Origin of the sequence: Mesorhizobium sp. J428, assembly GCF_024699925.1 — a bacterium.
Lineage (GTDB): Bacteria > Pseudomonadota > Alphaproteobacteria > Rhizobiales > Rhizobiaceae > Mesorhizobium_A.
In genome coordinates, this window is the sequence record NZ_JAJOMX010000001.1 from 3244557 (window position 1) to 3260329 (window position 15773).

Consider the following 15773-nt stretch of genomic DNA (forward strand, 5'->3'; position numbering starts at 1 on the left):
CATTACCCGAAGAGGAGTGTTCGCCATGGCCAAGGAAGCCGTGTTCACGATGAAGCTCGATGCTGAACTTCGTGACGCCTTCATGGAGGCGGCGAAGCATGCCGATCGGTCTGCATCACAGATCGTGCGCGAGTTCATGCGCGATTTCGTCGGGCAGGACCGCGAATATGTGACCTGGCTTCAGGGCAAGGTGGACAAGGCTCGTGCGGACATCGAAGCGGGCCGTATCCATACGCAGGAAGAGGTCGAGGCGGATATGGATCGACTGATCGCCGATCTGGAGCGCAAAGGGCGCGAGGCTGCCGAGTGAGGCTCGTTTGGACGACCTCTGCAAAGCAGGACCTTGGCGAGATCGTCACCTATATCTGGTATGACAGCCCGTCCGCGGCGAAGCGAATTCGCGAGCGTGTCGAGAAGACGACCCGCTATCTTCGGTCCCAGCCCTATATGGGCAGGGTCGGTGAACTGCCAGACACACGCGAGGCATTCGTTCCACCCAGCTATCGAATCGTCTACCGGATAAGCGACGGAACGGTATCGATCCTTCGCGTCCTGCATACGTCCCGCCAATGGCCGCCCGGCCCCGATGCCCCAGCCGACGAGTCCTCCTGAATGGCCTTTGGACCGCATCTCCTGCTTGCTTCGCTCGAAGGTCTCGTCATGGCGGCGGTGCTGGCGCTGATGGCGCTCGGCCTGTCGCTGGTCTTCGGCGTGATGCGGGTGGTCAACGTCGCCCATGGCGAGTTCTTCATGCTCGGCGCGGTGCTTGCCTGGTATTTCTCGACGCTGGTAAGCGGGCATCCGGCGCTCGGCTTTCTCCTGGCGCTGGTGCTTGCTCCGCTGGTCGTCGGCGCGATTGCGTTTGCGGCCGAGCGGCTGGTGCTTCGGCGCATCCATTACAATCCGGAGGCGACCATCGTCGCCACCATCGGCCTGCTCTATGTCCTCCAGCAGGCCGCGCTAACCTTCTACGGACCGGACGCCAATCCGGTCGTCGCGCCCTTCAATTACCGCGTGCTCCTGCCCTGGTTCGGCTATTCCGGCTACAAGCTGGCGGTGATCGCGGCGTCGATTGTGCTCATCGCGCTGACCTGGCTCGTGCTCACCCGCACTCGGGTCGGCCTCGTCATGCGGGCGACGCAATACGACCGGGAGACCGCGCAGGCCTTCGGCATACCGGTCGACCGCGTCTATGCCGGCGTCTTTGCGCTGGGCGCGATGCTGGCGGCGGTCGCGGCGGTGCTGATCGTCCCGATCCAGCAGGCGCATTACCTGATGGGCACCGACCCGCTGCTCTTGTCCTTCATCGTCGTCATCATCGGCGGGCTGGGCTCGCTGCGCGGCACGGTGGTGGCCGCGCTGCTGATCGGCGTATCCGACGGCATCATCTCCGTCTTCTTCTCGCCGACGCTGGCCAAGATGCTGGCGACGCTGCTGGTGGCCATGGTGCTGGTCTTCCGCCCGCAGGGCCTGTTCGGGACCGCTGCCCGATGAGCGGATACCTGTCCGCCCGCGACGACGCCCGGGTCTGGGGGCTGCACCTTGGCCTGATCGCGCTTCTGTTCGCCGCGCAATATGTCCTGCCCGACTATCACGGCGGCGTGCTCGCCCGCGTCATGGTGCTGGCGCTCTTCGCCATGGGCTACAACGTGCTGTTCGGATACACCGGGCTCTTGTCGCTCGGCCACGCGATGTTCTTCGCCGCTGGCCTCTACGGCGCGGGCCTGCCGATCTACCACTACGGCGTCCACCCGCTGCCTGCCTTCGGCATCGGCATAGGCTGCGGCGTCGCACTGGCCCTGGTCGTCGGCGCGCTGGCGCTGAGGACCACCGGCGTCGCCTTCATGATCGTGACGCTGATGTTCGCGCAGGTCGGCTACCTGATGTCGCTCTGGCTCGGCGATTGGACGCGCGGCGACGAGGGCCTCACGCTGTCGCGCGACGAGCGGATCATCGAGATCGGGCCGATGTTCCTCGACATGACCAGCCGCGACACGCGCTACGTCATCGCCTGGGCGCTGTTTTCGATCGGCCTCGGCATCACGCTTTTGATCGCCCGTTCGCGCTTCGGCCGCGTGCTGGTTGCGATCCGCGAGAACGAGGAGCGCACGCGGATGCTGGGCTTCGACACGTTCGCGAACAAGCTCGCGGCTGTGACCATCTCCGGCGCGCTCTCGGCGACGGCGGGCGCGGCCTATGTGCTGCTCTTCGGCTACATGGGCTCCACCTTCGCCTCGATCCAGTATTCGATCCTGCCGCTCCTCTGGGTGCTGCTCGGCGGGGCGGCAACGACGCTCGGGCCGTTCTTCGGCACGTTGGTGATGTTCTACCTCGCCGAAATGTCGAACGACGCGCTGAACGCCTGGTTTCCCGACGCGCGGCTCAACCAGATCGGCATTGTCGGCCTGGCGCTGATCCTGCTCGTGCTGTTCTTCCCAAAGGGCCTGTTCGGCTCGATCCGCGAACGGTGGCTGAAATGGCTGCCGTGAGCCCGCTCCTTGTCGTCAAGGACCTGCACCGCTCCTTTGGCGGGCTGAAGGCCGTCGACGGTGTCGACCTGACGGTCATGCCCGGCGAGGTGCGGGCGATCATCGGCCCCAACGGCGCCGGCAAGTCGACGCTGGTCGGCCTGGTCTGCGGCCGCATCGCCCCCGATTCCGGCTCGATCGTCTTCGACGGCCGGGACATCACTGCGCTGCCGGCGCATCGGCGCGTCAGGCAGGGCATCGCCTACACCTTCCAGATCACTTCGATCTTTCCGAACTTGACCGTGTTTGACAACGTCGCCCTGCCGGTGCAGCGCAGCCAGCATCATTCGGTCGGTGTTGCGCGGCTGAGGCGCGGCGTGCTGGAGGCGCTGGAACGTGTCGGCCTCTCCGACCGTCTCGACCAGCCCGCCGGCGAGCTGGCCTACGGCCACCAGCGTCTGCTGGAGGTGGCCATGGGCCTGTCGCTGAAGCCGAGGCTGCTGATCCTCGACGAGCCGACGCAGGGCCTGTCGGATGGCGAGATCGAGGGCTTCGTCGCGCTGGTGCGCGAGATCGCCCGCGACGCGACCGTCATGCTGATCGAGCACAACATGGACGTGGTGATGAGCCTCGCCGACCGCATCACCGTGCTCAACTTCGGCAAGGTGCTGGCAGAAGGCACGCCGGAGGAAATCCGCGCCAACGCCCATGTCCAGGCGGCCTATCTGGGGACGCCGGACGATGAGTGACGTTCTCACGATCCAGGGGCTCGACTGCGCCTATGGCGAGGTGCAGGTGCTGCATGGCGTCTCGCTCGCGTTGCGAAAAGCCGAGGTGCTCTGCCTGCTCGGCCGCAACGGGGCGGGCAAGACGACGCTGCTCAAGGCGATCATGGGGCTTGTGCCGGCACGCGCTGGTTCGGTCCGACTGGGTGACACCGAACTCACCGGCCTGCCGGCCTGGCAGGTGCCGAAGCACGGCGTCGCCTATGTGCCGCAGGGCCGCCGCCTGTTCGCCGACATGACGGTCGCCGAGAACATCGAGATCGGCCTGATGACGCGGGGAAGGGGGGCTGCGACGCGCGAGGCGGTGCTCGACCTCTTCCCGCTGCTGCGCGAGCGGCTGAAGCAGCGCTCGGGCACGCTGTCCGGCGGCGAGCAGCAGATGCTCGCCATGGCCCGCGCGCTGTGCCTCGAACCGGACGTGCTCCTTCTGGACGAGCCGACCGAAGGCCTGATGCCGTCGATGATCGCGAAAATCCGCGAGACCGTGGTGGAACTGCGCCGTCGCGGCGTTTCCACCATCCTGGTCGAGCAGCGTGTCGACGCGGTGCTGTCCGTGGCTGACCGAGTGGCGTTCCTTGAGAATGGACGTAATCGCGAGACGGTGGATGTCGCAGTGCTTCGGGCCGATCCGGAGATGGTGAAGCGGGTCGTGGGGGTGGGTTAGCGCTCTACGAGCCGCTAAGCCAGCACCACCCCCGTCTCTTTCATCTTCGCCGTCATCGCCGCCAGAGACCCGCCGAGATCAATCGCCCGGCAGGCATCCATCCTGACCGTCACGTCGAGCCCATGCTTCCTCGCATCGAGCGCGGAGAAGGCAACGCAGAAATCCGTCGCGAGGCCGACCAGCGTCACCTTGTCGATGCCGCGCTCCTTCAGATAGCCGCCGAGGCCCGTCGGCGTGGAATGGTCGTTCTCGTAGAAGGCCGAGTAGGAATCGATCGCCGTTCGAAAACCCTTGCGGATGACGATCTCGCCTTTGGTCCAGACGAGGTCCGGATGGAACAGCGCACCCTTCGTGCCCTGGACGCAATGGTCCGGCCACAGGGTCTGCGTGCCGTAGGGCATCTCGATCGTCTCGAAGGGCTGCTTGCCCGGGTGGCTGGAGGCGAAGCTCGAATGGCCAGCCGGGTGCCAGTCCTGCGTCAGCACGACATGGTCGAACCGTTCGATCAGCCCGTTGACGATCGGCACGATCTCATCGCCGCCCGCGACCGCCAGCGAGCCGCCGGGGCAGAAATCGTTCTGGACATCGATCACCACCAGAGCTTCCATTCGCCTTCTCCACGTGTAGATTTGCAGGGTCGACACTCGCCCGAAGCGCTTCGTTGCGTCAATCATGCAGTGCCGCGCAAGGGCTTTGACAGGGCGGGATCGAAGGTATCATTTGTATGCGAATGAAAATCCCGTGAGGGGCGCTTAGTCCGGGCATGACCCAGCAGCGTACGCCAGGCCGGACACGATCGAGGAAGCGGTGTCGCTTCTCTCGCAGGGGACATGGCGGCTTCTTGCCGGCGGGACTGATTTCTATCCGGCGCAGGGCAGTCGCCCGATCCGCGACCACATCCTCGACCTCAACGATATTGCCACCCTGCGCGGCGTCGAACGCACGGACGCAGGTATCCGCATCGGCGCGCGCACGACCTGGAGCGACATCGTCGGGGCGGATCTTCCACCGGCTTTCGAGGGGTTGCGGCTCGCGGCGCGAGAGGTGGGATCGGTCCAGATTCAGAACACCGGCACCGTCGCCGGCAATCTATGCAACGCCTCGCCCGCCGCAGACGGCGTGCCGGCGCTGCTGACGCTTGATGCCAGTGTCGAGCTTCGTTCCGCAGGCGGCATCCGCATACTGTCGCTACCGGACTTCATCCTCGGCAACCGCCGCACGGCGCTGCGGCCCGGCGAACTCGTGACCGCCGTGCTGGTGCCTGCCTCCGCGGCCGAAGGCCGATCGACTTTCCTCAAGCTTGGCGCGCGGCGTTATCTGGTGATCTCGATCGCTATGGTCGCGGCGCGGATCGCGGTCGAGAGCCGACGTGTCGCGCACGCTGCCATTGCGGTCGGGGCCTGTTCCGAAGTCGCGCAGCGGCTCACGGCGCTTGAGGCCGATCTGATGGGGCAGGAGGCCAATGCATCGCTGGCGCATGTCGTGCAGGACCGCCACGTGGCGGGGCTGACGCCGATCGGCGACGTCCGCGCGGACGCGTCATACCGCAAGCAGGCGGCGCGGGAGATCGTGGCGCGGGCGCTGGCGAGGCTTGCCGGCGGAGCAAAGGACATCGCCGCATGAGCCTTCCGGTGCAGGACATCTCCTTCGAGGTCAACGGCAACAGGGCCAAGGTGAAGGTGTCGCCGGTCGCGCGGCTGTCCTCAGTGCTGCGCGACGAGCTTGGCCTCACCGGCACGAAGGTCGGCTGCGACGCGGGCGATTGCGGCGCCTGCACGGTGCTGGTTGACGGCGCGCCGGTCTGCTCCTGCCTCGTGCCCGCAGCGCAAGCCAAGGGCGCTTCGGTCACGACGGTCGAGGGCCTTGCCAACGGCCATCTGTCGTCGCTGCAGAAATCCTTCCTCGCCCATGGCGCGGCACAGTGTGGCATCTGCACGCCTGGCCTTCTCGTCTCCGCCATGGCCCTCCTCGAGAGCAACCCGCATCCTTGCGAGACAGAGGTTGCCGATGCACTGGGCGGCGTGCTCTGCCGTTGCACCGGATACCGCAGGATCATCCAGGCGGTGATGGCGGCGCCACGCTTCCATAACCTTCCGGACAGCATGCCCGAGATCGGCAAGGCCGTCGGCGCCTCACCGATCCGGCTCGACGGCATTCCGAAGGTAGACGGCAGCGAGCGCTTCGGGGCGGACGAGACGCCGGACGGCGCGCTCGCGGTTGTCGCGATCCGCTCGCCGCACTGGCATGCCGCCTTCGCCTTTGGCGACCTCGATGCCTATGTCGCGGCCCAGCCCGGCGTCGCCGCCGTGTTCACGGCGCGGGATATCCCCGGCCGCAACCGCTTCGGCGTGATCGCGGCCTATGCCGACCAGCCGGCGCTGGCCGACGGTGTCGCGCGATTCCGGGGCGAGGCGGTCGCCCTGGTGGCCGGCGAGAAGGCTGCGATCGAAGAGCTCGACCTCGCCGCCTTCCCGATCGAATGGACGCCGCTGCCACATATGCTGGACCCTGTGGAGGCCCGGCGCGAGGGTGCGGAGCTGATCCATGCCGCCCGTCCCGGCAACATCCTCGCGCAAGGCGCGGTGGAGCGCGGCGATCCGGAGGCGGCGCTGGCGCGCGCCGCCGTCGTCGCCTCGGCGGAGATCGAGACTTCCTTCGTGGAGCATGCCTATATCGAGCCCGAGGCGGGCTCGGCCTGGATGGATAGCGATACGGTGGTGGTGCGCGCGTGCACGCAGAGTGCGGCCATCGACCGCGACGACACGGCGACCGTGCTCGGCCTGCCGCCCGAGCGCGTTCGCATCATACCCACCGCGACCGGTGGGGGCTTCGGCTCCAAGCTCGACGTGTCGGTGCAGCCGCTGATCGGCCTCGTCGCGCTGAAGACGGGCAGGCCGGCGCGGATGGTCTACAGCCGGCAGGAATCGATGATGTCGACCACCAAGCGCCACCCGGCCCGGATGCGGGCGGCGATCGGCGCGGACGCCTCCGGCAAGGTCGCCGGCATGGTCTTTGAAGGCGACTTCAACACCGGCGCCTATGCCAGCTGGGGGCCGACCGTGGCCAACCGCGTGCCGGTGCATGCCTCGGGGCCGTATCTCACGCCCAACTACCGCGCCCTCGGCCGAGCGGTGCATACCAACGGGCCCGTCTCGGGCGCGTTCCGGGGCTTCGGCGTGCCGCAGGCGACGATCATGCAGGAAGCTCTCTACGACGAGCTCGCCATGAAGCTCGGCATCGACCGGCTGGAATTCCGCCTTCGCAATGCGCTGCGCGACGGCGACAGCACGGTCACCGGCCAGCATCTCGCCTCCGGCGTCGGCATCGAGGCCTGCCTGGAGTCGCTGAAGCCGCATTGGGAGAGGGCGCAGGCGGAGGCACGCGCCGCCAATGCGAGGGACGGCCAGAGCCGCCGCGGCATCGGCATCGCCTCCTGCTGGTATGGCTGCGGCAACACCTCGCTGCCCAATCCCTCCACCATGCGCATTGGCATCTCGGCCGACGGCGCGGTGGTGCTGCACCAGGGCGCGATCGACATCGGCCAGGGCTCGAACACGGTCATCGCCCAGATTGCGGCCGATGCGCTCGGCCTGCCGCTGGCGAAGTTTCGCCTCGTCGGCGCCGACACCGCGCTGACGCCGGATGCCGGCAAGACGTCGGCCTCGCGCCAGACCTTCGTGTCCGGCAAGGCGGCACAGAAGGCGGCCACCGCGCTGCGCGAGGCGATCCTTCGCTTCGCCAACGTGTCGGCGGCCGGGCGGCTGCAGCTCGACGGCGCGGCGCTGACGGTCAGCGAGGGCGAGGCGACCCGGCGGATCGATCTTGCGTCCCTGCCGCCGGATGCGCTGGGCTATGCCTTCTCGGCGCAGGAGAGCTACGACCCGCCGACCTTGCCGCTCGACGCGAAGGGGCAAGGCGTTCCCTATGCCGTCTACGGCTACGGGGCGCAGCTGGTCGAACTGGAGGTCGACATGGCGCTCGGCACCGTGCGGCTCATCAAGATCACGGCCGCGCACGATGTCGGCCGCGCCGTTAACCCGCTGCTGGTGCAGGGCCAGGTCGAAGGCGGCATCGCGCAGGGCATCGGGCTGGCGCTGATGGAGGAATACATCCCCGGCCGCACCGAGAACCTGCACGACTACCTGATCCCGACCATCGGCGACGTTCCGCCGATCGAGACGATCATCGTCGAGGTGCCGGACCCGGAAGGCCCCTTCGGTGCCAAGGGGCTCGGCGAACATGTGCTCATCCCCACCGCGCCCGCGATCCTGAACGCCATACGCGACGCTACGGGCGTGCTGGTCACGAAGGTGCCGGCGACCCCGTCGCGGGTGCTGGCGGCGATCCGGTCGAAGGAGCCGACCCCATGAACGAGCTCGCCGAACGCTTCGAATCCCATATGCCCGACGAGAAGAAGGCGGCGGACAAGATCCGTTGCGATGCCTGTCCGGTCATGTGCTACATCGCCGACGGTCGCACCGGCGCCTGCGACCGTTATGGCAATTCCGGCGGCCGCATCATCCGCTGCGATCCGGTGACGATCCTCGACCACGCGGTGGAGGCCGGCCGGCCGCTGGTGCCGTTCGAGAAGGGCCAGCCGTGGGACGGCAATCCGGTCAACACCGACCGCCGCTTCGTCACCGCTATCGGCGCGGGTACGACCTATCCCGACTACAAGCCAGCCCCGTTCATCGTCTCGCAGGAGGTCGAGGGCGTCGATCTCGTCACCGTGGTGACCGAGGGCATCTTCTCCTATTGCGGCGTCAAGGTGAAGATCGACACCGATCGTCATATCGGGCCGGAGCGCGCCGTGGTGCGCGTGGAAGGCGAGGCGGTCGGACATGTCACGACCGCGGAATACGGCTCGCAGATGCTGTCTCTCGGCGGCGTGGCGCATCTGACCGGCGGCTCGAAGTCGGAGGGCCGCGTCACCTGCGAGACGCTGCTCTCGCTCGTCAACAAGCAGGCCGTGGAGCTGTCGATCGACGACGGCGAGACCGTGTCTCGTCCAGGCGGGCAAGCCGCCGGTCATCAGCGGCACGACGGAGCACCGCATGCGCGTGGGCTGCGGCTCGGCCACGATCGGCATGTTCGCCAGCCAGTGGCGCGGGCTCGTCGACGAGGTCGTGGTCGTGGACGACCACATCACCGGCGTCGTCTCCGAGCACCAGGCCGGCAAAGTGCTCGGCTGGGAAGATACCGGCATCAAGATCATCGGCCGGCGCTCCACGCCGGGCCGCTATTTCAAGGTGTCTGAGCCGGGCACCGGCTGGGGCGGTACAAGGCTGCAGAACCCGCTCGACATACTCGGCGACTGGAATGCGAAGAAGGGCGCGCGGCCCGGCCTGTCGATCCTGATGGTGTCCACCACCGGCGAGCATTTCGGCTACTACGAACTCGACGGCGACCTAAAACCGGTGGAGAAGCCGTTTCCGGACCGCCTGCGCAAATCGGTCGAACTCATCGCCGACAACAGCGAGCCGGCGCTCTGCTCGGTGCTCTTCGTCGGTGGCGCGGGCGGCAGCCTCAGGTCCGGCGTGACCGAGAACCCGGTCAACCTGACCCGCTCGGTGCATCGGCTCGAGACCTACGTCACTTGCGGCGGCGCGCCGGTCTATGTCTGGCCGGGTGGCGGTATCACGCTGATGGTCGACGTCACCCGTCTGCCGGACAACGCCTTCGGCTATGTTCCGACGCCGGCGCTAGTCGCGCCGATCGAGTTCACGCTGCGCCGCGACCATTATGAGCAACTCGGCGGCCACCTGTCGGAGATCCGCAGCGTCGAGGATGTCATCGCACGGGGCGGCGAGTTCCTGAACGAGCGCCGCGTCGCCGCCGCGCCGAGGGGCAACGACTGGCCGCCGTTTGCCCACCTGCGGTCCAGGCCTTGACGGGCAGTCCGCAGGTCGCCTGGCTGCCCGACGGCCGGCGTCTGCACATGAACCACGGCCCCATCGACCTGATCGTCGAGGCGTGGGGCGATCCCGGCGAGGTCGCCAGCGCCTACGCCCAGGCTGCCGATCGCTTCGGGACGATCCTCTCCGAACTTGTCGCCGAGCTGCCCGAACTGCGCCGCCCCGCAGGTCCGAGACCGCGCCCGTTCGACGGGCCGACGGCGCGGCGCATGGAAAGTGCGGTCTGCCGCTTCTCGGGGCGATTCATCACGCCGATGGCGGCGGTCGCCGGATCGGTCGCCGACGAGATGCTTGCCGCGATGGTTGCGGGGCGGACGCTCGACAGGGCCTATGTCAACGACGGCGGCGACATCGCGCTGCATCTCGCCCCCGGCGAGAGCATTCGCCTGGCGATCGCGGGCACGAGCAACGGCTTCGGCGACCGGCTGGTCATCCCGCATGCATCCGCCGTGCGCGGCGTGGCCACCAGCGGCTGGCGCGGCCGCTCCTTCTCGCTTGGCATTGCCGATGCCGTCACCGTGCTCGCCCGCGACGGTGCGGCGGCCGACGCGGCGGCGACGGTGATCGCCAACGCCGTTGATCTTCCCGGCCATCCGGCGATTACCCGCATGGCCGCTTCTTCATTGCAGCCGGACAGTGATCTTGGCGAAAGACTGGTCACGACCGATGTGGGCGTGCTCTCTCCCGAGGAAATACACGAAGCCCTTGCCCGCGGCCTTGCGGAAGCAGGGGAGCTTGCCGAAGCCGGCCTGATCGAGGGAGCGGCGCTGTTCCTGGCAGGGACGTCCTGCGTGACGGCCGAGGCCGGACTCCTCTATCGCCCGAACGGCTAGCGCCGGTAGCGGGGCGAAGGCTGCAATCGCTTTCCGACCGAAAGTAGGGAGGCGGACGGCTTGCCTGATATCGGCGTCCGCCTGTATCATCCCAAGGGCAAGTTTCTTGCAGTTCCTCACAATAATTTGCAAACAAATGAACGTTTTTTGATATGACAGACTTTCCTATCCGCAAAATTGCGCTCGTAAGTGAAGAAATCTTTCATGATGGGGGGCCTCCAGCGACCGTCCCGCGCCGGCGCGCAGCGGCTCTCGCGCTGGTCCACAACCCCTTCGCCGGCCGTTTCGAGCCCAACCTGCAACCGGCGATGGAAGACCTCAAGCCGCTCGGCGCGCTGCTGACGGAAAAGCTCATTGCCGCTCTCGGCGGAGACGTCTCTCTGATCGACGGCTACGGCAAGGGTGCGATCGTCGGCTCGGCCGGCGAGATCGAGCACGGTGCGCTCTGGCATGTGCCTGGAGGCTACGCAATGCGCGAGCGTTTGCCTGCGACGAAGGCAATAGTTCCATCTGCAATGAAAGTCGGAGGGTTCGGGAGTTCTCTTGACGTGCCGCTGGGGCACACAAATGCGGCCTATGTCAGAAGTCATTTTGATGCTATGACAGTAAATATTCCCGACGGACCGCGTCCCGACGAGATTCTATACTGCCTAGTCATGTCGTCCGGTCCCCGGATTCACAGTCGCATGGGTGGCCTGGAGGCTTCCCAGGCGAAAGGGGAGGACGGTTTGCGGTGATGGGCAACAACGATATGTTGGGTCCGTCCGACAGCGATGGTTCGGCGGACGCCTATAATCTCCAGGAGCAGATAGGCTTCATATTGCGCAAGGCGCACCAGCGCCATGTCGCGATCTTCTCTTCCCAGATCGGTGATCTGACGCCGCCGCAGTTCGCCGCGCTCTCCAAGCTTCACGACCTTGGCGAGTGTTCACAGAACTATCTCGGCCAGCTGGTCGCGATGGACGCGGCGACGATCAAGGGCGTGATCGACCGGCTCAAGCTGCGGGGCCTCGTGTCGGTGGCGGAGGACAAGGAGGATCGCCGCAGGATCGTGGTGTCGCTGACGCCGGCGGGGCGGGAGACCTTCGCCCGCCTCGCGCCGGTGGCGCAAAACATCAGCCTCACCACGCTGCAACCACTGACCAGCCGTGAATCGCAGACCTTGCTGCGGCTCCTGAACAAGATCAGCTGAACGGGACGACTCGCCCGCTTGGAAATGTCATCCCAGGGGGCCGAAGCGCGCTTCGGCCTCTTCCGCGTCGTAGTAGCCCATCGCGACGTCGTGGGCGACGAGCGCGCGCTCGCGCTGCCGCGGGTCGCCGTAGCCACCGCCACCAGGTGTCTTCACCTGTGCCCCGGTCGCCCGCGGCAAGCGGGATGTCCTGCTCCTTCGACAGATGCGGCGGCACGTGCTCCCTGCCGTTTCGGATCACCTTCACCCTGTTGAGGCCGCCGTTCTCGCCGCCGAGCGCGCCGAGCGGGCCGGTGCGGCCGTGATCCATGACAAAGGATGCGCGCGCCGTGCCGCGCAGGAGCTCGATTTCGTAGGCAAGGCCGAAGCCGCCGCGGTGCCGGCCGGCCCCGCCGGAGCCTTCGTGCAGCGCGTAGTGGCGGTAGAGCACCGGGAAGGCCTGCTCCATCACCTCCACCGGTGGCGATTTGGAGATGCCGATGGTCGAGCATCCGTTCGACAGCCCGTCGGCGGCGGCACTCCCCCCCATAGCCGCCGCCGGAGATCTGGTACATCACGAAGTCCCGCCCGCGCGCCGGGTCGTGGCCGCCCAGCGCGAAATTGCCGCTGGAGCCGGCCGGCGCGGCCGTCACCTGGTCGGGCAGCGCCTGCACCATCGCTGCGAAGACGGCCTCGGCGATGCGCTGCGACACCTCCGCCGCGCAGCCCGAGACCGGGCGTGGATAATGCGCATCGAGGAAGGTCCCTTCCGGCCGATTGACGACCAGCGGCTCGAACGCGCCGGCCGACAACGGCACATCCGGGAAGATGTGTCGGATCGCGAGGTAGACCGACGACAGAGTTGTCGCCAGCACGCTGTTCATCGGCCCGGCACAGGGCGGGCTGGAGCCGGCGAAATCGAAGGTAAGCGTGTCGCCGCGCTTCTCGACCGCGAGCGCGATCGTGAGCGGCTGGTCGACCACGCCGTCGGAATCGACGAAGGCCTTCGACCTGTAGATGCCGTCCGGCATCTCCGCGATCCGCGCCCGCATCTGCTCGGCCGCGCGGCGGCGCAACTCGGCGATCGCATCGGTGACGGTCTTGTCCCCGTAGCGGTCGAGCAACTCGTAGAGCCGGTCCTGCCCGACCATCAGCGCCGCCGCCTGTGCCTTGATATCGCCGATGCGCTGGTCTGCCACGCGGATGTTGGAGGCGATAATGGCGTGGATCTCCGGGTCCATCACGCCCTTCTTGTAAAGTTTCACCGGCGGCAGCCTTAGCCCCTCCTGCTCGACCGAGGTGGCCGAGGCGGAGAAGCCGCCCGGCACCGCGCCGCCGATGTCGGGCCAGTGGCCGGTATTGGACAGCCAGCAGAAGATCCGGCCGTTGCGCCACACCGGCTTGACGAAGCGCACGTCCATCAGATGCGTGCCGCCGAGATAGGGGTCGTTGACGATGTAGATGTCGCCCGGCTCCGGCTGCGCGGCCTTGCCATCGCGGATCATCTCGATCAGCGTGCGGGTCGAATATTGCATGACGCCGACGAAGACCGGCAGCCCGCCGATCCCTTGCGCGATCAGCGAGCCGTCCTCGGCCGAGTAAATGCCGTCGGAGCGGTCGTTGGCCTCCGCGATGACCGGGGAGAAGGCGGCGCGCGAGAAGGTCAGGTCCATCTCGTCGCAGACCTGCTGCAGGCCCGCCTGGATGACGGAGAGCGTGATGGCGTCGAGCGTTGTCATGTCCGCTTCACCTCGATGATGATGTTGCCTTCCTGGTCGCTCGTCACCCGGTCGCCCGGCTCCACGACCGTCGTGGCGTCGAGCTGTTCGAGGATCGCCGGGCCCGTGAAGGCGGCGCCGGGCGGCAGTTTCTCGCGGGCGTAGACCGGTGTGTCGAGCCATCTGCCGTCGAACCAGACACGGCGTGTTTCCACCAATGCGCCTGCGAGGCTATCGGCGCGGCCGGCCGGATCGATCAGCGTCGACAGGTCGACCTCGCCGCGCACGCCGATGACCGACGTGTTGAGGTTGACGAGTGCGGCGCGGATTTCCGGCAGCTTCACCCGGAAGCGGGCATAGTAGGCCTTCTCGAACAGGTCCTGCAGATGCGCCCGCGTCACCTCCGGCGAGGGCAGGGGCACGTTGAGCAGATGCGTCTGGCCGACGAACTGCATGTCGGCGGAATGGACGACGCGGATCGTCTGCGGCTTCACTGCTTCCTTCGCGATCAGCTCGCGCCCCTCGGCCACCTGGCGGGCGAGGATGGTCCTGGCCTTCGCCTCGTCCAGCGCGGCGACGGGCTGGTTCAGCGTGTTGACGAAGTCGTGCCGCATGTCGGCCACCACACAGCCGAGCGCGTTGGTGATGCCCGGCCGCGCCGGCACCAGCACCTTGGGGATGCCGAGCTCGCGCGCCAGCGCGGTTGCATGCAGCGGCCCGGCGCCGCCGAAGGCGAACAGAGCGAAGTCGCGCGGATCGTGGCCCTTGGAGATTGACACCATGCGGATCGCGCCGGCCATCTTGAGATTGGCGATGCGCAGCACCGCGCCCGCCGCCTCGGTCGCGCCGACGCCGATGCGTCCCCCGAGCCTTTCGGCGAAGATCGCCTCGATGTCGGGCACGCCCACCGGCGAATCGACCGCAAGCAACCGCTTCGGGTTGAGCCGCCCGAGGATCAGGTTGGCGTCGGAGATCGTCGGCTCCGTGCCGCCGCGCCCGTAGCAGACCGGGCCGGGTGTTGCCCCGGCGCTTTCCGGTCCGACGCGGATCAGACCGGCATCGTCGATGCGCGCGATCGAGCCGCCGCCGGCGCCCACGGTGTGCACGTCGACCATCGGCACGTGGATCGGCATGGCGTATTCGATCTCGATCTCGTTCGAGACCGCCGGCTGCGCGCCGCGGATCAGCGCCACATCGGTCGAGGTTCCGCCCATGTCATAGGTGACAAGGTTCGGGAAGCCGGCGCGGCGGCCGGTATAGGCGGCGGCCATGACGCCGGAGGCGGGGCCGGACATCACTGTCTTGGCCGCCTCGTTGGTGACGTAGCGGGCGGAAATCATGCCGCCATTGCCGTTCATCATCAGGAAGTCGCGGCTGTAGCCGCGCGCGGCCAGTTCGCCGCGCAGCCGCTCGACATAGCGCTTCAGGATCGGCTGTACCGAGGCATTGACGGCCGCTGTCACCCCGCGTTCAAACTCGCGAGCCTCTGACAGGAGGGAATGGCCGGTGGTGATGTGGTCGTTCGGCCAGAGCTCGGCCGCGATCTCGGCGGCGCGCTTCTCGTGCGCCGGATTGGCGTAGGCATGCAGGAAATGAATCACCAGCGATTCGCAGCCGGCCTCGACCAGCCGCCAGACGGCCGCGCGCATCGCCTCTTCATCGAGCGGCGTGCGCACCGCGCCCGACGCCTCCACCCGCTCGGGAACCTCGAGGCGCAGGTTGCGCGGAATTACCGGCACGAACGTGCCGGTCATGCCATAGGCATTGGGCCGGGTGCGGCGCCCGAGTTCCAGAACGTCGCGGAAGCCCTGCGTGGTGATCAGGCCGGTCTTCGCCAGCCGCCGCTCCAGCACGGCGTTCGTGGTTGTGGTGGTGCCGTGGACGATCAGGTCGATCCGGCCGATCGGAAAGCCGGTCGCGCTGAGTGCGGAAACCACGCCGAAAGCCTGGTTGTCGAGCGTGGTCGGGGTCTTGGCGACGTGGACCTTGCCCCCGCCCTCACCGTCGATCAGGATGAGGTCGGTAAAGGTGCCCCCCACATCGATTCCGGCCACCACATATTCACTGCTTGCCCGCACTTTCTCTGACATCGACTGAATCCGGAATGAGGAACTTTACCGCGGGCGCAATTTGGAACGGGCGACCATTGGCGCGACTTGACCCGAAAAACACAGGCATACTAATAATCCGGGCAGGCAAGGCGACCTCGATCATCGCCC

General features: G+C 67.2%; 13 protein-coding genes and 3 pseudogenes. 13 read left to right on the forward strand and 3 right to left on the reverse strand.

Features of this window, described 5'->3' with window-relative positions; genetic code table 11:
- Positions 1 to 25 precede the first annotated feature (25 nt).
- From LRS09_RS16375 to LRS09_RS16400, 6 genes are read left to right on the forward strand one after another with little or no spacing between them, the layout of a single operon-like run.
- Positions 26 to 310 carry a CopG family ribbon-helix-helix protein gene (locus tag LRS09_RS16375; protein WP_257807880.1) on the forward strand — a complete coding sequence of 95 codons (285 nt, stop codon included), beginning with the start codon at positions 26 to 28 and terminating at the stop codon, positions 308 to 310.
- The gene (locus LRS09_RS16380; protein ID WP_257807881.1) at positions 307 to 612 is read left to right on the forward strand and encodes a type II toxin-antitoxin system RelE/ParE family toxin; all 306 of its coding nucleotides are present in this window, start codon (positions 307 to 309) and stop codon (positions 610 to 612) included. Before LRS09_RS16375 ends, LRS09_RS16380 begins: the two co-directional genes overlap by 4 nt.
- Positions 613 to 1494, forward strand: coding sequence for a branched-chain amino acid ABC transporter permease (locus LRS09_RS16385; RefSeq protein ID WP_257807882.1), 882 nt, complete (start codon positions 613 to 615; stop codon positions 1492 to 1494).
- A complete protein-coding gene (locus LRS09_RS16390; protein ID WP_257807884.1) occupies positions 1491 to 2489 on the forward strand; it encodes a branched-chain amino acid ABC transporter permease in 999 nt (332 codons plus the stop codon). The genes LRS09_RS16385 and LRS09_RS16390 overlap by 4 nt, the downstream gene beginning before the upstream one ends.
- The gene (locus LRS09_RS16395) at positions 2486 to 3217 is read left to right on the forward strand and encodes an ABC transporter ATP-binding protein (protein ID WP_257810220.1); all 732 of its coding nucleotides are present in this window, start codon (positions 2486 to 2488) and stop codon (positions 3215 to 3217) included. The genes LRS09_RS16390 and LRS09_RS16395 overlap by 4 nt, the downstream gene beginning before the upstream one ends.
- On the forward strand, positions 3210 to 3917 hold the full coding sequence (locus LRS09_RS16400; protein WP_257807886.1) for an ABC transporter ATP-binding protein: 708 nt from the start codon (positions 3210 to 3212) through the stop codon (positions 3915 to 3917). The genes LRS09_RS16395 and LRS09_RS16400 overlap by 8 nt, the downstream gene beginning before the upstream one ends.
- 14 nt (positions 3918 to 3931) lie before the next feature.
- Here LRS09_RS16400 and pncA read toward each other — a convergent pair whose 3' ends face one another.
- Positions 3932 to 4525: a bifunctional nicotinamidase/pyrazinamidase gene (gene pncA, locus LRS09_RS16405; protein ID WP_257807887.1), complete on the reverse strand. Its 594-nt coding sequence runs from the start codon at positions 4523 to 4525 to the stop codon at positions 3932 to 3934.
- A gap of 178 nt (positions 4526 to 4703) precedes the next feature.
- Here pncA and LRS09_RS30075 point away from each other — a divergent pair.
- The 7 genes and pseudogenes from LRS09_RS30075 to LRS09_RS16435 all read left to right on the forward strand — a co-directional run.
- Positions 4704 to 5171, forward strand: a pseudogene (locus LRS09_RS30075) (xanthine dehydrogenase family protein subunit M); the annotation flags it as partial.
- A 3-nt stretch (positions 5172 to 5174) separates the two neighbouring features.
- On the forward strand, positions 5175 to 5540 hold the full coding sequence (locus LRS09_RS30080) for a hypothetical protein (protein WP_308240357.1): 366 nt from the start codon (positions 5175 to 5177) through the stop codon (positions 5538 to 5540).
- Positions 5537 to 8287 (forward strand): molybdopterin-dependent oxidoreductase, encoded by a 2751-nt coding sequence (locus LRS09_RS16415; RefSeq protein WP_257807888.1) that lies wholly within the window; start codon positions 5537 to 5539, stop codon positions 8285 to 8287. The genes LRS09_RS30080 and LRS09_RS16415 overlap by 4 nt, the downstream gene beginning before the upstream one ends.
- A pseudogene (locus tag LRS09_RS16420) lies at positions 8284 to 9808 on the forward strand (6-hydroxynicotinate reductase). Before LRS09_RS16415 ends, LRS09_RS16420 begins: the two are co-directional and overlap by 4 nt.
- Positions 9805 to 10665: a UPF0280 family protein gene (locus LRS09_RS16425; RefSeq protein WP_257807889.1), complete on the forward strand. Its 861-nt coding sequence runs from the start codon at positions 9805 to 9807 to the stop codon at positions 10663 to 10665. Before LRS09_RS16420 ends, LRS09_RS16425 begins: the two are co-directional and overlap by 4 nt.
- A 152-nt stretch (positions 10666 to 10817) precedes the next feature.
- Positions 10818 to 11402 (forward strand): amino acid synthesis family protein, encoded by a 585-nt coding sequence (locus tag LRS09_RS16430; RefSeq protein ID WP_257807890.1) that lies wholly within the window; start codon positions 10818 to 10820, stop codon positions 11400 to 11402.
- Positions 11402 to 11857, forward strand: a complete 456-nt coding sequence (locus tag LRS09_RS16435; RefSeq protein WP_257810222.1) for a MarR family winged helix-turn-helix transcriptional regulator — start codon at positions 11402 to 11404, stop codon at positions 11855 to 11857. The genes LRS09_RS16430 and LRS09_RS16435 overlap by 1 nt, the downstream gene beginning before the upstream one ends.
- A gap of 27 nt (positions 11858 to 11884) precedes the next feature.
- Here LRS09_RS16435 and LRS09_RS16440 read toward each other — a convergent pair.
- A pseudogene (locus LRS09_RS16440) lies at positions 11885 to 13575 on the reverse strand (hydantoinase B/oxoprolinase family protein).
- Positions 13572 to 15644, reverse strand: a complete 2073-nt coding sequence (locus LRS09_RS16445; RefSeq protein ID WP_257807891.1) for a hydantoinase/oxoprolinase family protein — start codon at positions 15642 to 15644, stop codon at positions 13572 to 13574. Before LRS09_RS16445 ends, LRS09_RS16440 begins: the two are co-directional and overlap by 4 nt.
- Positions 15645 to 15773 lie beyond the last annotated feature (129 nt).

Excerpts from the sequence above, each read along its gene's own strand:
- LRS09_RS16375 (WP_257807880.1), top strand. The coding sequence starts at position 26 with ATGGCCAAGGAAGCCGTGTTCACGATGAAGCTCGATGCTGAACTTCGT.
- LRS09_RS16385 (WP_257807882.1), top strand. The coding sequence starts at position 613 with ATGGCCTTTGGACCGCATCTCCTGCTTGCTTCGCTCGAAGGTCTCGTC.
- LRS09_RS16390 (WP_257807884.1), top strand. The coding sequence starts at position 1,491 with ATGAGCGGATACCTGTCCGCCCGCGACGACGCCCGGGTCTGGGGGCTG.
- LRS09_RS16400 (WP_257807886.1), top strand. The coding sequence starts at position 3,210 with ATGAGTGACGTTCTCACGATCCAGGGGCTCGACTGCGCCTATGGCGAG.
- pncA (WP_257807887.1), bottom strand. The coding sequence starts at position 4,525 with ATGGAAGCTCTGGTGGTGATCGATGTCCAGAACGATTTCTGCCCCGGC.
- LRS09_RS16415 (WP_257807888.1), top strand. The coding sequence starts at position 5,537 with ATGAGCCTTCCGGTGCAGGACATCTCCTTCGAGGTCAACGGCAACAGG.
- LRS09_RS16430 (WP_257807890.1), top strand. The coding sequence starts at position 10,818 with ATGACAGACTTTCCTATCCGCAAAATTGCGCTCGTAAGTGAAGAAATC.
- LRS09_RS16435 (WP_257810222.1), top strand. The coding sequence starts at position 11,402 with ATGGGCAACAACGATATGTTGGGTCCGTCCGACAGCGATGGTTCGGCG.
- LRS09_RS16445 (WP_257807891.1), bottom strand. The coding sequence starts at position 15,644 with ATGTCAGAGAAAGTGCGGGCAAGCAGTGAATATGTGGTGGCCGGAATC.